The sequence below is a fragment of the Rathayibacter sp. AY1C6 genome, from assembly GCF_002931535.1.
Lineage (GTDB): Bacteria > Actinomycetota > Actinomycetes > Actinomycetales > Microbacteriaceae > Rathayibacter.
Genome location: NZ_PSWC01000005.1, coordinates 12,835 through 27,894, shown reverse-complemented (window position 1 = coordinate 27,894; position 15,060 = coordinate 12,835). Strand labels below are relative to the sequence as shown.

Sequence of the window (15,060 nt, the reverse complement as noted above, 5' to 3'; positions counted from 1 at the left end):
TGCAATGTTCGCTGGCCTCCAGGGGTGGCACCTCCTCATCATCCTCGCCGTGATCCTCCTCCTGTTCGGTGCGCCCAAGCTCCCGCAGCTGGCCCGCAGTGTCGGGCAGTCGATGCGGATCTTCAAGAGCGAGGTCAAGACCATGAAGGACGAGGACGGCACCGAGCGCCGTGAGTCGACCGAGGGGACCACTGGCACCGTCGCCGGATCCACCGGCACGACCACCGGCACCGGCACCACCACGCCGCCCGAGTCCCCGCTCAAGTAATGACGTCCGTGGCACCGAAGAAGCCACGGACGAAGCGGACGAAGAACCCCGACGGGCGCATGTCGCTCGGGGCGCACCTCGTCGAGCTTCGCAACAGGCTCTTCAAGTCGGCGATCGCCATCGTCATCGCGTGCGTTGCGGGGTGGTTCGTCTCGGAGTGGGTCTTCGAGGCCCTCAAGGCTCCGATCTCCGAGGTGGCCTCCACCCAGGGCAAGGAGGCGATCCTCAACTTCCCGACGATCGCCGGTGCCTTCGACCTGCGGCTGCAGATCGCCATCACGGTGGGCATCGTCCTGGCGAGCCCGGTCTGGCTCTACCAGATCTGGGCGTTCCTCGTCCCGGGCCTGACCCGCAAGGAGATGCGGTACGGCCTCGGCTTCATCCTCACCGCCATCCCGCTGTTCTTCGCGGGCTGCGCGGCCGGCTGGTTCGTGTTCCCGCACATCGTGGAGCTCCTGACGAGCTTCACCGGCAGCAACGCGGCGAGCTTCCTCGACGCCAAGATCTACTACGAGTTCGTTCTCAAGCTCGTGCTGGTCGTCGGCATCGCGTTCGTGCTGCCCGTCTTCCTGGTGCTCCTCAACTTCCTCGGCATCCTCCCCGGCATGCTGATCCTCAAGTCGTGGCGCATCGCGATCATGGCGATCGTGCTCTTCACGGCTATCGCGACCCCCGCGGCCGACCCGATCTCGATGTTCCTCCTGGCCATCCCGATCATCTTCCTGTTCTTCCTCGCCTGCGGGATCGCGATCCTGCACGACCGGCGCGCCGCCAAGCGCCAGCTGGTGTTCGACGGCAGCCCCTCCGACCTGCCCGCGTGACCGGACCGTCTCCCGCCGAGCGGTTCGCCGCGTTCCGGACGCGCCAGGGCCACGCGAGGGTCGAGGCGTTCCGCTCGACCCTCGCGTTCGACCTCGACCCCTTCCAGTACGAGGCCTGCAGCGCTCTCGACGACGGCCACAGCGTCCTCGTCGCCGCGCCCACCGGCGCCGGCAAGACGGCGGTGGCCGAGTTCGCGATCCACCTGGCCATGCAGGACCCGACGGCCAAGGTCTTCTACACGACGCCGATGAAGGCGCTGAGCAACCAGAAGTTCCAGGAGTTCGTCGAGGACTACGGAGCCTCCGAGGTCGGCCTGCTGACCGGCGACTCCAACGTCAACGCGCGCGCCCGCATCGTCGTGATGACGACCGAGGTGCTGCGCAACATGCTGTACGCCGACTCGGACCTCCTGCGCGACCTCGCCTACGTCGTGATGGACGAGGTGCACTACCTCGCCGACCGCTTCCGCGGCGCCGTCTGGGAGGAGGTCATCATCCACCTCCCGCAGCGCGTGCGGCTGGTCTCGCTCAGCGCGACCGTGTCGAACGCCGAGGAGTTCGGCGACTGGCTCCAGACCGTCCGGGGCGAGACCGAGGTCATCGTCTCCGAGGAGCGCCCCGTCCCGCTCGACCAGCACGTCCTGGTGGGCGGCAAGCTGGTCGACCTCTTCGACTCCTCCGGTCGGGCGGCGACGAACCGGGTGAACCCCGAGCTCGCCCGCATGGCCCAGGGCGGCTCCCGGGTCGAGCGCGGCGGCAGGGGCGGCCGCAACGGCCGAGGCGGTCGCGGCCGCTACCCGGAGCAGCGCACCGAGGAGCTCGTGCTGCGCTCGGAGGTCGTCGAGATCCTCCGCGGCAAGAACCTCCTCCCCGCGATCTTCTTCGTCTTCAGCCGTGCGGGCTGCGACCAGGCCGTGCGCCAGGTGCTGCGGTCGGGCGTGCGCCTCACCGAGCGCCACGAGCGCGACGAGATCCGCGCGATCGTCGAGGAGCGGTGCCGGACGATCCGCGACGAGGACCTCGCGGTGCTCGGCTACTGGGAGTGGCTCGACGGACTCCAGCGGGGCGTCGCCGCGCACCACGCCGGGATGCTCCCCGCCTTCAAGGAGGTCGTCGAGGAGCTGTTCCTGCGCCGGCTCGTGCGGGTGGTCTTCGCGACCGAGACGCTCGCGCTCGGCATCAACATGCCGGCCCGCACGGTCGTCCTCGAGAAGCTCGAGAAGTTCAACGGCGAGGCGCGCGTCCCGATCACACCGGGGGAGTACACCCAGCTCACCGGCCGGGCGGGCCGACGCGGCATCGACGTCGAGGGCCACTCGGTGATCCAGTGGCGCGGCGGGATGGACCCCCAAGCGGTCGCGTCCCTCGCCTCCCGGCGGACCTACCCGCTCAACTCCAGCTTCCGCCCCAGCTACAACATGGCCGCGAACCTGATCGAGCAGTTCGGGCGGGTGCGCACGCGCGAGATCCTCGAGTCGTCGTTCGCGCAGTTCCAGGCCGACCGGTCCGTCGTCGATCTCGCCCGCCGGGTCCGCCAGCAGGAGGAGTCGATGGCGGGCTACGTCACGGCGATGCAGTGCCACCTGGGCGACTTCGAGCAGTACGCGGCGATCCGACGTGAGATCGGCGACCTCGAGCGCCGGGGCGCGGTGCGCGGCGAGTCGGCTTCCCACGCCGAGCGCGAGAAGCGCCAGGGACAGCTCACGAGCCTGCGGCGCCGGATGAAGGCGCACCCGTGCCACGCCTGCTCCGACCGCGAGCAGCACGCGCGCTGGGCCGAGCGCTGGTGGAAGCTGCGCCGCGAGACCGACGAGATCGAGCGCCAGATCCGCTCGCGCACCGGCGCCGTCGCCCGCATCTTCGACCACATCACGGACGTGCTGCTCGAGCTCGGCTACTTCCGCCGGGACGAGGTCGGCGAGCTCTCGCTGACGCCCAACGGTCGCACGCTCCGCCGGATCTACGGGGAGCGGGACCTGCTCGTCGCCGAGTGCCTCCGGAAGCAGGCGTGGACGGAGCTCGATCCGGCCGGCCTCGCGGCGATGGCGTGCTGCCTGGTCTTCGAGCCGCGACGCGAGGAGGGGACGCTCGGCGAGCAGTTCCTGCCCCGCGGCGCGTTCCCCGAGGCGCTGGAGAGGACCCAGCTTCTGTGGGCTCGGCTCGACGACGTCGAGCGGGAGCACCGCCTGCCGGGCAGCAACCCGATCTCGACGAGCCTGGCGCTGTCGATGAACATGTGGGCCAAGGGCATGCCGCTCGACATGGTGCTCCGCGAGTCCGACATGGCCGCCGGCGACTTCGTGCGCTGGGCGAAGCAGACCATCGACCTCCTCGACCAGCTCTCCGTCGTCGCCGAGGGCAAGGTCGGCCGCGCGGCCCGGACCGCCCTCGACCTGGTCCGCCGCGGCATCGTCGCCTACTCGACGGTCGCATGATGCCGATCGCTCCTCCGCCCGACGGGCGGACCGTTCCGCTGTGGGTGGCGCTGCCCCTCGCCGCCCTCGGCGGCGCCGTGCTCGACCGCGGCTTCCCCGACTCCGATGTCTGGCCGCTGGCGATCGTGGGCGCCGCGGCGATCCTGTTCGCGCTGGCGGGCCGCGGCTTCTGGAGCGGGAGCCTCGTCGGCCTCGTCGGCGGAGCGGTCTTCTGGGGCGTCCACATCGAGTGGCTGACCCTCTACCTCGGCCCGGTCCCGTGGGCGGCCCTCGCCGGCCTGCAGGCGATCTTCTTCGCGGTCTCCGCGGGGCTGATGGCGGTCGTCTCCACGCGCGGCCACCGCGTCTGGACGGGACCGCTCGGCCGGATGGTCGGCCTCCCCGCCCTCCTGGCGGCGCTCTGGATCGGGCGCGAGTCGATCACCAGCGTCTGGCCCTACGGCGGCTTCGCCTGGGGCCGCCTCGCGATCTCGCAGTCCCTCGGCCCGCTCGCCGGTCTCGCGGCGTGGATCGGCTTCGCCGGCCTCGGCTTCGTGGTGGCGTTCCTCGCGGCCGTGCTCGCGCAGGCCGTCCGCGAGATGTCCGTCCCGGCCTCCGCCCGGGTCAGCGCTCTCGCGGGCTTCGCGATCGTGGCGCTGGTGTTCCCCGCCTGGCCGGCACCGACGGAGGGCACGACCCGGATCGCCGCCGTCCAGGGCGACTCCGATGCGGGCCTGTTCTCGCAGAGCTACCGCGGGCAGATCCTCGAGGACCACACCTCGGCGACGCTGCCGATCCTCGACCAGGACGTCGACATGGTGGTGTGGCCTGAGAACGGCGTCGACATCGATCCGACCCGGAACGCCCAGTCGGCCGCCGTCCTCGACTACCTCAGCCGGACGATGGACGCGCCGTTCATCGTGGGCACGATCACGAACCCCTCGGACGACGTCTTCTACAACAGCTCGCTGCTCTGGAAGGCGGGGGAGGGGGCGACGCAGGTCTACGACAAGGTGCATCCCGTCCCGTTCGCCGAGTACATGCCGGACCGGGCGTTCTGGCGGATGTTCGCTCCGGACCTGGTCGACCTGGTGAGCCGCGACTACTCGATCGGCACCCGTCCCAACGTCTTCGACGTGAACGGCGTGCTCGCAGGCATCGCGATCTGCTTCGACATCTCGGACGACGCGCTGACGAACGCGATGGTCGACGGGGGAGCCCAGGTCATCCTCGGGCAGACCAACAACGCCGACTTCGGCCGGACCGACGAGAGCGTCCAGCAGCTCGCGATCGCTCGCCTGCGGGCCATCGAGACCGGGCGCAGCGTGGTCAACATCTCGACCGTCGGGACGAGTGCGATCATCGGGCCGGACGGCTCGACGATTGATTCCCTGACATGGTTCGAGCCGGGTGCCATGGTGGACGAGGTCCCCCTCAGCTCCACCACGACCCCGGCTCTGGTGTGGGCGCGAGACCTCGGCTGGTACTTCCTGGCCGCCGGTCTCATCGGCATGGTCTCGTTCGTCCTCAGGACGCGCGAGCCGCGACGCCGTTCCCGCTGACCGGCGCTACGCGCCGATCTTGTGCTCGCCGCGCCTGGCGCGCAGATAGGCGAGCCGCTCCTCGAGCAGCTCCTCCAGCTCCGCACGGGTCCGACGCTCGAGCAGCATGTCCCAGTGGGTGCGCGGAGCCTTCTGCTCGCCCTTGTCCACGACGACCGGCTTCGAGTCCACCATCAGAGTGGCCTCGTGACCGCAGGAGCGGCACTCCCAGGTCTCCGGTGCTTCCGCATCGGCCGAGAACACCATGTCGGTGTCGTGGCCGCAGTTCGCGCAGTGGTACTCGTACGTCGATCGCGGGGAGAAGACGACGCCTTCTTCGCTCTGCAGGCTCTGGGATCCGAGCCGCATTCCTCGCAAGCTTCGATCTGCCATTGTGTGGTCTCCTCTCGCTGTGCTTCCCCAGTGTCAACGTCGTACCTGGAGGTGGTCTTCCCGTCCCTGCCATTGCCAGAGAATCCTCAGGTCGGAGGCGTATTCCGCGGTTCCTGAGGGCGTGGCTGACGGGCGCTGAGGAAGGCGTCGCCGGCCGCTCGGGCGAGGTCGGTGCGGTCGGTCACGAGCCCGTCGATCCCGAGCGCGAGGAGCTGCTCCATCCGCTCCGGATCGTCGATGGTCCAGAGGTGGATCTCGCAGCCGGTCACCCGCAGCCGGGCGAGGATCCGCGGCTCGGCGACGCGGAGGCCGAGCGCGCGCTCGGGCACCTGGAGCGCGTCGATGCCGCGGAGAGCGAGACGCACGGGGAGGGCGGCGCCGAGGTGGGCGGCGACCAGGGCGACGACGAAGCGGACCGCCGACGCCGAGGTCGCGGCGCCGGGAAGACGGCGGAGGGCCGCTGCTCGACGGATCTCGGAGAACGAAGTGATCAGGACGCGCTCCGCGGCGGCGGCGCCGGACACCGCCGCGACGACCGGACCGATCGCGTCCCGCGACTTCACATCGATGTTGAAGCGCGCGCGGGGGAGTGCGGCGAGGGCCTGCTCGAGAGAGGCGAGCCGGGCGCCGCCCGCCAGTCGGAGGTCGGCGAGCTCCTCCCACCGGGTGGCGGCGACGACGTGGCGGCGGCCGGAGCGGTCGATCACCTCGGCGTCGTGGACGAGCACGGCGACCCCGTCGAGGGAGGCGCGCGCGTCCGTCTCGAGGAGGTCCGCACCCGCGGCGAGGGCGCATTCGAAGGCGGCGAGCGTGTTGCCCTCGGCCTGCGGGCCGAACCCGCGATGCGCGATCACCCGGGGGGTCGGCCCGCTCAGGGCGAGGGGTCGCTCAGGGGTGCGCATCGCGGACCGGGTCCGCGGCTCAGACGGCCGGCGGCGGGGGAGTGGGCGCGGAGTCCAGGGTTCCATCGGTCGTGGCGGGCGCCACGGGGGCGGACGTGTCGGATCCGGGCACGACAGGCGCGGAGCCGACGGAACCGGATGCGGCAGGCGCGGAAGCCGCAGGCGCCGACGGGGGTGCCGCGTCCTGCGGGCGGACCGCCGGGGCCGCCTGACCGCGGTGGCCGAGCGCGCCTCCGATGCCCTTCAGCGCCTCGGTGAGCTCGCTCGGGATGACCCAGAGCTTGTTCGCGCTGCCCTCGGCGATCTTGGGGAGTGTCTGGAGGTACTGGTACGCGAGGAGCTCGCTGTCGGGGCGGCCCTCGTGGATGGCGTGGAAGACGGTGGTGATCGCCTTGGCCTCACCCTCGGCCCGCAGGACCGCCGCCTTCGCCTGGCCCTCCGCAGCGAGGATCGCGGCCTGGCGCTGACCCTCGGCGTTCAGGATCTGGGACTGCTTGGTGCCCTCGGCGGTGAGGATCACGGCTCGACGGTCGCGCTCGGCGCGCATCTGCTTCTCCATCGAGTCCTGGATGGAGAGGGGCGGGTCGATGGCCTTGAGCTCCACGCGTCCGACGCGGATGCCCCACTTGCCGGTGGCCTCGTCGAGGACGATGCGCAGCTGCCCGTTGATGTTGTCGCGGGAGGTCAGCGCCTCCTCGAGGTTCAGGCCGCCGACGACGTTGCGGAGCGTGGTGGTGGTCAGCTGCTCGACCGCGCCGAGGTAGTTGGCGATCTCGTAGGTCGCCGCCCGGGCGTCCGTCACCTGGAAGTAGACGACCGTGTCGATCGAGACGACGAGGTTGTCCTCCGTGATCACGGGCTGGGGCGGGAACGAGACGACCTGCTCGCGCAGGTCGATCAGCGGGCGGACCCGGTCGATGAACGGCACGACGAGATTGAGGCCCGGCAGCAGGGTCTTGTGGTACTTGCCGAGGCGCTCCACGACCCCGGCGGTGGCCTGGGGGATGATGCGGACCGCTCGGAAGAGGACGACCAGGGCGAAGAGGACGACGGCGGCGACGACGACGATCGTCACGACGGAGGACGGTGTCACGGTGTGCTCCTTTCGGCGGGGACGACGACCGCGGTCGCGCCCTCGATGGCGGTGACGACGACTCTCTCGCCGACTCCGAGTGTGCGGTCCTCGACGAGCGGGGACAGGCGGACGGTCCAGGTCTCGCCGTTGGCGAGCTTGACCTGGCCGGCTCCGGGGCCGGCGAGGACGACGCTGCCGGAGAGCCCGAGGAGAGCGTCCGCTCCGCTGGGGGTGGGATCGCCGCCCCGCTTCAGCAGCCGCAGCAGCGGCGGACGGACGGTGAACAGCAGGAGGGCGGCGAGGACGGCCGCGACGGGGACCTGGACCCAGAAGGGAGCCCCGACCAGCCCGGTCAGCAGTCCGCCGATGCTGCCGACGGCGAGCATCAGGAACGTGAACTCGAGAGTGATCATCTCGACGATCACGAAGATGAGGATCAGCGCGAGCCAGAGGATCCACGCGTACTGGGTGACAGCGTCCATGCTGTGTGCTCCTTCCCCTCGACGAGCATTCCCAGGCTATCAACGCCCCCCGGACGAGGGCTGGGAGAGGGGGTGCGCCGACGGTCTCGAGGCCCTTGGTAGACTCCTCCGTCGGGCTGTGGCCCGTCATCGTGCCCGATCCGGTCTCCGAGCCGGCGTTCTGGAGGAATACCCGTGTCCAATCCCCTCGCCCCCGGCTCCTTCGACGGCAAGCGCGCTCTCGTCACCGGGTCGTCCCGCGGCATCGGCGCCGACACGGTCCGCTACCTGGCCGAGGCCGGAGCCCGCGTCGTCGTCAACTACCGCTCGAAGGCGCCGCGCGCCGACAAGCTCGTCGCGCAGATCGTCGAGGCCGGCGGCACCGCCATCGCCGTCGGCGCCGATCTCACCGACGCCGACTCGCGCGCCGAGCTCTTCTCCCGCATCGAGAAGGAGTACGGAGGACTGGACGTGCTCGTCCTGAACGCCTCCGGCGGCATGGAGAGCAACATGGGGGAGGACTACGCGATGGTCCTCAACCGCGACTCGCAGGTCGCCGTGCTCGACGCGGCGCTGCCGCTGCTCTCCGAGGGCTCCCGTGTCGTGTTCGTCACGAGCCACCAGGCGCACTTCATCCGGACCACGCCCACGATGCCCGAGTACGAGCCCGTCGCGCTCTCCAAGCGCGCCGGCGAGGACGCCCTGCGCGAGCGGATCGGTGAGCTCGCCGAGCGCGGGATCGAGTTCGTCGTCGTCTCGGGCGACATGATCGAGGGCACCATCACCGCGACGCTGCTGGAGCGCGCGAACCCGGGCGCGATCAGCTCGCGTCGCGAGTCGGCCGGCAAGCTCTACAACGTGCAGGAGTTCGCGGCCGAGGTCGCTCTGGCGGCCGTCGAGCCGATCCCCGCGGACAACACCCGCCTCGTCGGCGACATCTCCGACTTCGCCTGATCGCCTTCGCGGAATGACCCCGGCGCGCGGGTCTGCGATCCTCGACGGATGACTCCGATGGACGGCAGCGGACCGGCATCGGGGGAGTCCGTCCGCGCCGACGGGTTTCGCACATCGGCAGCCTCCGGGCGGCGTGGCGACTTCGACAGGGACGGCGAGACGAGCATCCTCCTCGACGCCTTCGCGGTGATGGCGAACTGGAGGAGGCGCTCGCCCTTCCGGTGCCGCGCCTTCCGGCGGACGCCCGAGAGGACCGAGACCTACCGACTGGAGGTGCGGCCCGTCGAGGCGTCGTTCTCCTGCGTCGACGAGCGCACCGGGACGGTCGACGCGTACGACGCCCCGACCGGCCGGTACGTCTCCGGGGGCGAGGAGCGTCCGCTGGACCGATGGCAGCTGCTGCCGGAGCCGCTGGCGGCCCGCCTGGCCTTCCCGCTGAACCTGCCGGTCTGGGGACGGCCGAGCGACGGGTACCGGATGACCGGCGCGTCGATCGACGGCGCGCTCACCGTGATCCGTCTTCGACACCAGGCCGACGACGGCGTCCGCGGCACGATGACCGTCGATCCGCGGCTGCGGCTGGTCACGCGCTTCGACACTCCGACCGAGACGTGCTGGTACGAGGACGTCGAGGCGTGGGTGGAGCATTCGCCGATCCGCTGATGACGTTCCGGACCGTCGGGCGGCCTCAGTCCCGGTCCGTCCGGCCCTTCCACCGTCATCCGATAATGCACATTATGTCAGTTCAAAGCGATCGCAGCACTGATCACCGTTGGCCAACTGGGCACGCCGCTCGCTCGGGTCGTCCCCTCCGTCGTCGCCGCGTTGCGCGTCCTGATCCGGCGACCGCGCCGCACGGTCGAGCTGGTCGATAACATCCGTGCGACGATCGCGGTCCTCGGTCGGGGTGGCTGCACATCGAGTCGGTCGGGTTCCGCGATGAGCTGCAGGGCCTCTGTACGCTCCTCGCCGGCACTGGCCCGCTCGTCGGCTACGAGCGTGGTCACCTCCACCCCGAGACCCCGTGACGCACCGCGATCCACTGGCAGTCAGCCCTGCCCGACGAGTCCCCCGCGAACCCCATCCGGTCAACGAAATCCGTCGCGATCCGACCCCACTGCTCGTCCGTGAGCTGGCCCTCCTCGGCGCGCAGCGAGAGCGAGCAATGCCACACATCGGACTTCACCCGCTCGGTGCCGGTCTGCTCGCCCGTCTCCGGATCGAACACCTTCACCTGACGGGTCACATCGACGTCGAACATGTCCCGGTTACGGGTCAGCATCTTCGCGATCGCCCGCGCAGCCTCGCAGTCAAGCACCGACTCACCGTGCATCGCCATAATCGCCGGATCCCCCGCGATCAGCTGGCGTGCGAGAGAGCAGGGTCCGCTCATCGGAAATGAGGCTAGTCATCCTCACCGGGGTCCACGCACAAGCCGACGGCAGGATTCTCAAAATCATTCCAGGTCCATGAATCATCAGGGCAAGGCGCGGCTGAGTTGGGTTGAGCGCCCGTTACCGTCGCCACACCCGAGTAGGGGACGGAGGGAACTACGTCGCAGGGCGGGTTAGATCTCGGCCAGAATTTACTGCCATCGTCGTTGATATAGACGCACTGACCGACAACGTAGTTCCGCTGTAGGCAGTAGCGAAGCGAGAACAGCACTGCTGTCTCCACAACGGATTCAGATCCGTATGGACTGCAATCCGCCATCGGATCGGCGGACGGCGTAGCAGAAACCACCCGGAAGCCCGCGTTCGTAGCTGCGCAGTCAGCGCGAGCGATGATCGTCGTTTCGTACACGCCCGCAGTTGACACGCAGTCTCCGACGGCGAAACGGGCCGAACCTAGCGTGGGTACCGTCGTCGGCACCGCAGCTTCCTCCTCAGGTACTAACCAGTTTGAGACGCCTCGCGGATCGGCCGAGGCCCAGACCCAGGAGCTGACAACCGCGGCGACGAGCGTTAGGAGCGTGGCCGCCCAGATCACAGACCGAACGCGTCCACCTCGTGTCGTGGCCCTGTTCGAGGAGTTCAAACCGGATCGTCCCTCCCCGTGCCCCGCTGGTCGATGTCGCGCCTGCGACTTCGACCGGCCCTTCGTAGACCGTTGTATCCATCCACCAGCGAGCAGGCCGAGGCGGTGCGGAACTCCGCAACCTACGGAGGCGCTTACTCGGCCAGACTCTACACGCAGTCGACTGAAGGGGGCAGCTCATGTGGCAGCACGTGACGGCCTGGGTGCTTTTGATCGCATTCACCGCGTTCTGCCTCGCGGTTCTGGTTGAGTCTCAAGGGTCCACGCTCAGTGCGCGTCTGCCTGACGCCATCGCTCGCCGCCTGAACCGGTCAGCCGACGGGATCGCCCGTGTGATCGAGGGCGCTGCGCGTTCAGGAACGGACGTGATCGGTAATCGCGTGGTCGCGCGGACCTGGGTGCATCTACGTCTCAGCGTCGCGAAGCGGGCGCAGCTGGACGCGAATCTCGAGATGTACGAGGCGCATGCAGCTCGCGCGCTCGGTTTCGCGATAAAGGATCGCGCAGAACGGCTCGGCATCGACGCTGCGCCGGTGTCATCCTTAAGAATCAGACCCTCTACGGGTTTTACGGCTTGCATCATTACAAATGATGAGGGTAGCCCATGGCGTTTCGTGAAGGAACCTCGAAGCGCCCAGCTAGCGGCACCTGTTACAGCGCTGGAGCACCTAAGAGCAGCGTCCGCCGACGACGTCATGACAGAGCTCGTGGTCGAGCCGCCCACAGAAGTGATTCCAACCCCGGACCCCGACCAGTTCAGGCGTGTTGCTGCGAATGAGGCCGAAGGCGACCCAATTACCGAGTGGATTGCATTCTTAGCGAGCCCCGATTCCTTTGCTATGTTGCGTGCGTGGGGTGACGGATCCTCGAAACTGATTGGCCGCGATGCCGAATCTTGGGCCCGCATTGCGCCCCACAGAACGGACGTCTCTCGAAAGCACGCAACGATTCGCTTCGGTCGCACAGAGGCAATCATGGAGACCTTGAGCACTCAGGTGACTCGCGTACTGCGCCAGGGAAAAGAGATCGATCACTCGCCTGATTTTCTCGTCTTGCTGCCGGGCGACGAAATCGTGCTGGGTGCGAATGCAAAATCACGGATCACGCTCGCCATTAATTCGGCTGTTGGCCGATGACCGGCGGTCGAGTTACGAGCGCGACAACTTCGCTCGGTCGCGCAGCAGCAGCAGAGGCGCCGGCGCTGGTGCGTAAGTTCGGTAGCTTCCTGGCTTCGGCACTCGTTCCCGCAATCATGTTGCTCGTGGTCACTATCGAACTACCCGGCGACTACCTTACGGCGGCAGTCGCGCTCGCCGCCGCTGTTCTGATCGCGGTGGTCGCTCTGCGCGGTCTGGCTCTAGTCAGCGTCGTTGCACTTTCGTCAGTCGGTTCGATTGGCGTCGCCGCCCAGGTACGGCTGGGAGCCGACAACGCCGAGATCTCGACCATCCTGGTCGTCGCCGTTCTCCTAATTCCACTCGGCGCATGGTGTACTCGAGCGGCGATGGGAAGAGTTGCGCTGGACTCGGTGGGGCTGCGGCGAGCAGGGGTGCTACTAGCTAGTGCTGCTCTCGTGCTTCGGAGTCTCCCAGCGCTTTCGCTAAGTGCTTCGGACCTCTTGGCGGGTACCCTCGGGTTGCCTGGCGGGCGCTCAATACAGGTCGGCGAGTTCACTCGTATCGCTGTTGTTATTTCGTTTGCGCTCCTGCTTGCGGCGTTCGTCACACCGCGAAGTGGCCATGTTCCTCGTTCGCTTCGGAGCCGACTTGCCCCGTTCACGGTAATCGCGCTCAACATGTTGCTCCTGCTCGGAGTCGATAAGGGCGGCTTCCTCGTGATGAGCGTCGCCGTTCTTGTAGCGACGATCGCGTTCGCGCGTCGGCGCAGGTGGCGTTGGCGGGATTTACAGGCATCCGCGCGCATGTCGCTGATTGTGACGGGTACGGTCCTGCTCGCGGCAGTCGTTATAGCCGGGTTTCTCAGCTCCAACACGAGGAATCGGTTTCTCAATCTAATCGACCCTGACAATCAGCTCGGGACCGCTCTGAGCGCGCTGCAGTCGGGTGGGATCGTTGGCCAAGGAATTGGCTCCTCGTCCGTTTCCAACGCGCGTTCGGTTCCGGCTGGCGCATCCGACTATCTCCCTGCCATTGTCGGTTCCGACCTCGGCATACTAACGCTGGCTATGATCGCGACCTCTATCGTGCTCGCGATCGGGATGATTTCCCGGAGGGCCGCCCGAGCCGACGGAGTTCCCGCGGTTCTAGCAACCGCTCTGTGCGCCATGTTGGTCTTTCAGACCACTTATCTGCTGCTGGGCAACATCGGGCTGCTTCCGCTGACGGGATTGAGTATGCCCTTCTTGGTGGTTTCATTCTCAGCGGTCGTTCCGTCAGCCCTTGCGATTGGGATCGCGATCGGGGCTGCGTCGCCAGCTCTTGTGGCTCCGGCCGGCTCGGCCGAGGAGCGTTGGCCCGGGCCGCTGGTCGGCCGCTGGGCCAACCTGGCGGGCGCGCTGATCGTGCTCGGCTCTTTGCTCGTCGGCACTGGAGCCATTCGCCCCGCGGCAGAGGACTACGCTTTGGTGTCCGAACGCGGGACCATCAGCACTATTGACAAGCACGTGCTCGCAGAGAACGCCTACGTCGACGGTGCTTTAGCACGCGTTTATCCGGATGGAGCACTCTACTCTGACATCGGCATCTTCCTCCCTAGATCCTTCGATCATGGTGTCGAAGACGTGGACTCTCTCATCCTTACGGAGGGAGATCGATTGCAGCCGCTGGACGTGATCAATTCCTTTTTCCAGGAGCCAGTGCGACCAGCGGACATCGTACTGACGCTCGACCATGACGTGCAGTTGGCGGCGCAAACGGCGCTCGATGGGGTTCGCGGTTCGGCAGTTGTCGAGGACGCCACGACGGGGTCCATCGTCGCCCTCTACTCGAGCGAACAGCCGACACTCGAACAGATGGCGGCCGACGGAACGGTGCCGGATAGTCCTTCGCGTCTCGGCGGTACGCCGCCAGGCTCCATCTTCAAAATCGTCACGGCGACTGCGGCACTATTGGACAACGTGGATACCAGCGGCGCGCCTTTAGAAGTAATGACGATCGATGGCGCGACCTTCATCAATAGCGGCGGCTTCATCTGCGACGACCCCACGATCTTGACAATGCTTCGGCAATCGTGCAATACGACCGCTATGTATATCGCTCAGCAGATCGGAGCCGCCCGATTGCAGGAAGTTGCGGAGACGTATTTCGGGGTGGATGGCGACGATACCTGGTACGACGGAGGATCAGTCGTGAACGCGGCTCTCGGCTTTAGGACGAATCCTACGACGCAAGAAGCGTCGCTCTCCGCGATCGGACAGGAATCCGTCCGGGCGAACCCCCTGTCAATCACTGCGATGGTGTCGGTCTTGGTCGCATCAGCCGCGGGCAAAGTGGCACCCGCGCCGCACATCAATGCTGGCATCTGCGACAGCACCGGTCCTCGCGACATCCCGGCTGAGAAGACCTACGGCGGTTTGATCCCGCAAGAAACCGCGGAGCAGGTGCTTGCCGGTATGCAGGCGGCCGCTGAGGACGGCACTGCCAGATACCTCGGCGCCAGCGTCGGGGACATGGGAACCGTCGTCGCGAAGACTGGGAGCGCTGAAATCCCGGTTGACGGCGTGATCTCCTCGATAGATTCGTGGACCACCGCCGTGCTGGATGACCGGTGGATCGTTACTGTGTTGGTGCATGACGTTGGGCTAGAGGAGAGCAACCAAGCGGTGCAGCCCGCAGCGGAGATCATTTCCGCGTTGCCGAAGACTGAGGAGAAGTTCACATGCTGAACAGGACGGCGTGGCAACGGGAGTCCTTTCCTCGGATCTCCGTCGAGCTCATACCTGCGGCAGACAACGTGCGTCCTGACTCGAGTGGCGCAGAACCTGAACCGGTGACATTCTCGCTCGAAGCGGGCCAATGCGCCGTGATCGGTGCTCCGTCTGACGACCGGCGGTCGACAGCGCCGCGGGCACTCCGGATAGACGCTCCGTACGGGATGGGCGTACACGCTATGCACGTACCGCGGGACTGGGTCGTTCTGGAGGCCTCCCCCGAATGGGATCACGCCCGGTCGGTCAGAGCGACGACTCGAGCCGGAGTTCCGGCTGACTGGCCGGTTCACGTTGGCCAGGGACCT

At 67.7% G+C, this 15,060-nt stretch carries 13 protein-coding genes; 8 read left to right on the top strand and 5 right to left on the bottom strand.

The genetic code is table 11. The features are described 5' to 3' along the window. The first annotated feature begins 4 nt into the window (after nt 1–4). The 4 genes from tatA to lnt are packed head-to-tail and all read left to right on the top strand — an operon-like array spanning nt 5 to nt 5,065. The gene (gene tatA, locus C5D36_RS04770; RefSeq protein ID WP_104222022.1) at nt 5–268 is read left to right on the top strand and encodes a Sec-independent protein translocase subunit TatA; all 264 of its coding nucleotides are present in this window, start codon (nt 5–7) and stop codon (nt 266–268) included. Further along, entirely contained in the window at nt 268–1,089 is an 822-nt protein-coding gene (tatC, locus tag C5D36_RS04765) for a twin-arginine translocase subunit TatC (RefSeq protein WP_374952911.1), read from the top strand. The genes tatA and tatC overlap by 1 nt, the downstream gene beginning before the upstream one ends. Beyond that, nucleotides 1,086–3,524, top strand: a complete 2,439-nt coding sequence (locus C5D36_RS04760) for an RNA helicase (RefSeq protein ID WP_104222026.1) — start codon at nt 1,086–1,088, stop codon at nt 3,522–3,524. The genes tatC and C5D36_RS04760 overlap by 4 nt, the downstream gene beginning before the upstream one ends. Next, nucleotides 3,524–5,065 (top strand): apolipoprotein N-acyltransferase, encoded by a 1,542-nt coding sequence (gene lnt / locus C5D36_RS04755; protein WP_104295341.1) that lies wholly within the window; start codon nt 3,524–3,526, stop codon nt 5,063–5,065. The genes C5D36_RS04760 and lnt overlap by 1 nt, the downstream gene beginning before the upstream one ends. A gap of 6 nt (nt 5,066–5,071) precedes the next feature. Here lnt and C5D36_RS04750 read toward each other — a convergent pair whose 3' ends face one another. The 4 genes from C5D36_RS04750 to C5D36_RS04735 form a co-directional block, all read right to left on the bottom strand. Further along, nucleotides 5,072–5,437 (bottom strand): RNA polymerase-binding protein RbpA, encoded by a 366-nt coding sequence (locus tag C5D36_RS04750; protein ID WP_068207052.1) that lies wholly within the window; start codon nt 5,435–5,437, stop codon nt 5,072–5,074. 86 nt (nt 5,438–5,523) lie between these two features. Then, nucleotides 5,524–6,339 carry a glycerophosphodiester phosphodiesterase family protein gene (locus C5D36_RS04745; protein WP_104295315.1) on the bottom strand — a complete coding sequence of 272 codons (816 nt, stop codon included), beginning with the start codon at nt 6,337–6,339 and terminating at the stop codon, nt 5,524–5,526. A gap of 19 nt (nt 6,340–6,358) precedes the next feature. Further along, complete coding sequence (locus tag C5D36_RS04740; RefSeq protein WP_374953768.1) at nt 6,359–7,414, bottom strand: SPFH domain-containing protein; 1,056 nt, start codon at nt 7,412–7,414, stop codon at nt 6,359–6,361. A 14-nt stretch (nt 7,415–7,428) separates the two neighbouring features. Continuing rightward, complete coding sequence (locus C5D36_RS04735) at nt 7,429–7,896, bottom strand: NfeD family protein (protein ID WP_104222034.1); 468 nt, start codon at nt 7,894–7,896, stop codon at nt 7,429–7,431. 174 nt (nt 7,897–8,070) lie between these two features. On the opposite strand from C5D36_RS04735, the gene C5D36_RS04730 reads away from it, so the two are divergent. Both C5D36_RS04730 and C5D36_RS04725 read left to right on the top strand, forming a co-directional pair. After that, nucleotides 8,071–8,829 (top strand): SDR family oxidoreductase, encoded by a 759-nt coding sequence (locus C5D36_RS04730; RefSeq protein ID WP_104222036.1) that lies wholly within the window; start codon nt 8,071–8,073, stop codon nt 8,827–8,829. A gap of 48 nt (nt 8,830–8,877) precedes the next feature. After that, nucleotides 8,878–9,492, top strand: coding sequence for a hypothetical protein (locus tag C5D36_RS04725; protein WP_146083703.1), 615 nt, complete (start codon nt 8,878–8,880; stop codon nt 9,490–9,492). Between the two features lie 340 nt (nt 9,493–9,832). Here the strand turns inward: C5D36_RS04725 and C5D36_RS04715 are convergent, their stop codons facing one another. Beyond that, nucleotides 9,833–10,222: a relaxase/mobilization nuclease domain-containing protein gene (locus C5D36_RS04715; protein ID WP_104295311.1), complete on the bottom strand. Its 390-nt coding sequence runs from the start codon at nt 10,220–10,222 to the stop codon at nt 9,833–9,835. 823 nt (nt 10,223–11,045) lie between these two features. Between C5D36_RS04715 and C5D36_RS16545 the strand changes: the two genes are divergently transcribed. Then, nucleotides 11,046–12,002: an FHA domain-containing protein gene (locus C5D36_RS16545; RefSeq protein WP_146083702.1), complete on the top strand. Its 957-nt coding sequence runs from the start codon at nt 11,046–11,048 to the stop codon at nt 12,000–12,002. Between the two features lie 125 nt (nt 12,003–12,127). After that, on the top strand, nt 12,128–14,710 hold the full coding sequence (locus C5D36_RS04710; protein WP_181072772.1) for an FtsW/RodA/SpoVE family cell cycle protein: 2,583 nt from the start codon (nt 12,128–12,130) through the stop codon (nt 14,708–14,710). The last annotated feature ends 350 nt before the right edge of the window (nt 14,711–15,060 follow it).

Bases quoted from the DNA above. Each gene is read 5' to 3' on its own strand.
- C5D36_RS04750 (WP_068207052.1), bottom strand. From the start codon at position 5,437: ATGGCAGATCGAAGCTTGCGAGGAATGCGGCTCGGATCCCAGAGCCTG.
- lnt (WP_104295341.1), top strand. From the start codon at position 3,524: ATGCCGATCGCTCCTCCGCCCGACGGGCGGACCGTTCCGCTGTGGGTG.
- C5D36_RS04745 (WP_104295315.1), bottom strand. From the start codon at position 6,339: ATGCGCACCCCTGAGCGACCCCTCGCCCTGAGCGGGCCGACCCCCCGG.
- tatA (WP_104222022.1), top strand. From the start codon at position 5: ATGTTCGCTGGCCTCCAGGGGTGGCACCTCCTCATCATCCTCGCCGTG.
- C5D36_RS04725 (WP_146083703.1), top strand. From the start codon at position 8,878: ATGACTCCGATGGACGGCAGCGGACCGGCATCGGGGGAGTCCGTCCGC.
- C5D36_RS04715 (WP_104295311.1), bottom strand. From the start codon at position 10,222: ATGAGCGGACCCTGCTCTCTCGCACGCCAGCTGATCGCGGGGGATCCG.
- C5D36_RS04735 (WP_104222034.1), bottom strand. From the start codon at position 7,896: ATGGACGCTGTCACCCAGTACGCGTGGATCCTCTGGCTCGCGCTGATC.
- tatC (WP_374952911.1), top strand. From the start codon at position 268: ATGACGTCCGTGGCACCGAAGAAGCCACGGACGAAGCGGACGAAGAAC.
- C5D36_RS16545 (WP_146083702.1), top strand. From the start codon at position 11,046: ATGTGGCAGCACGTGACGGCCTGGGTGCTTTTGATCGCATTCACCGCG.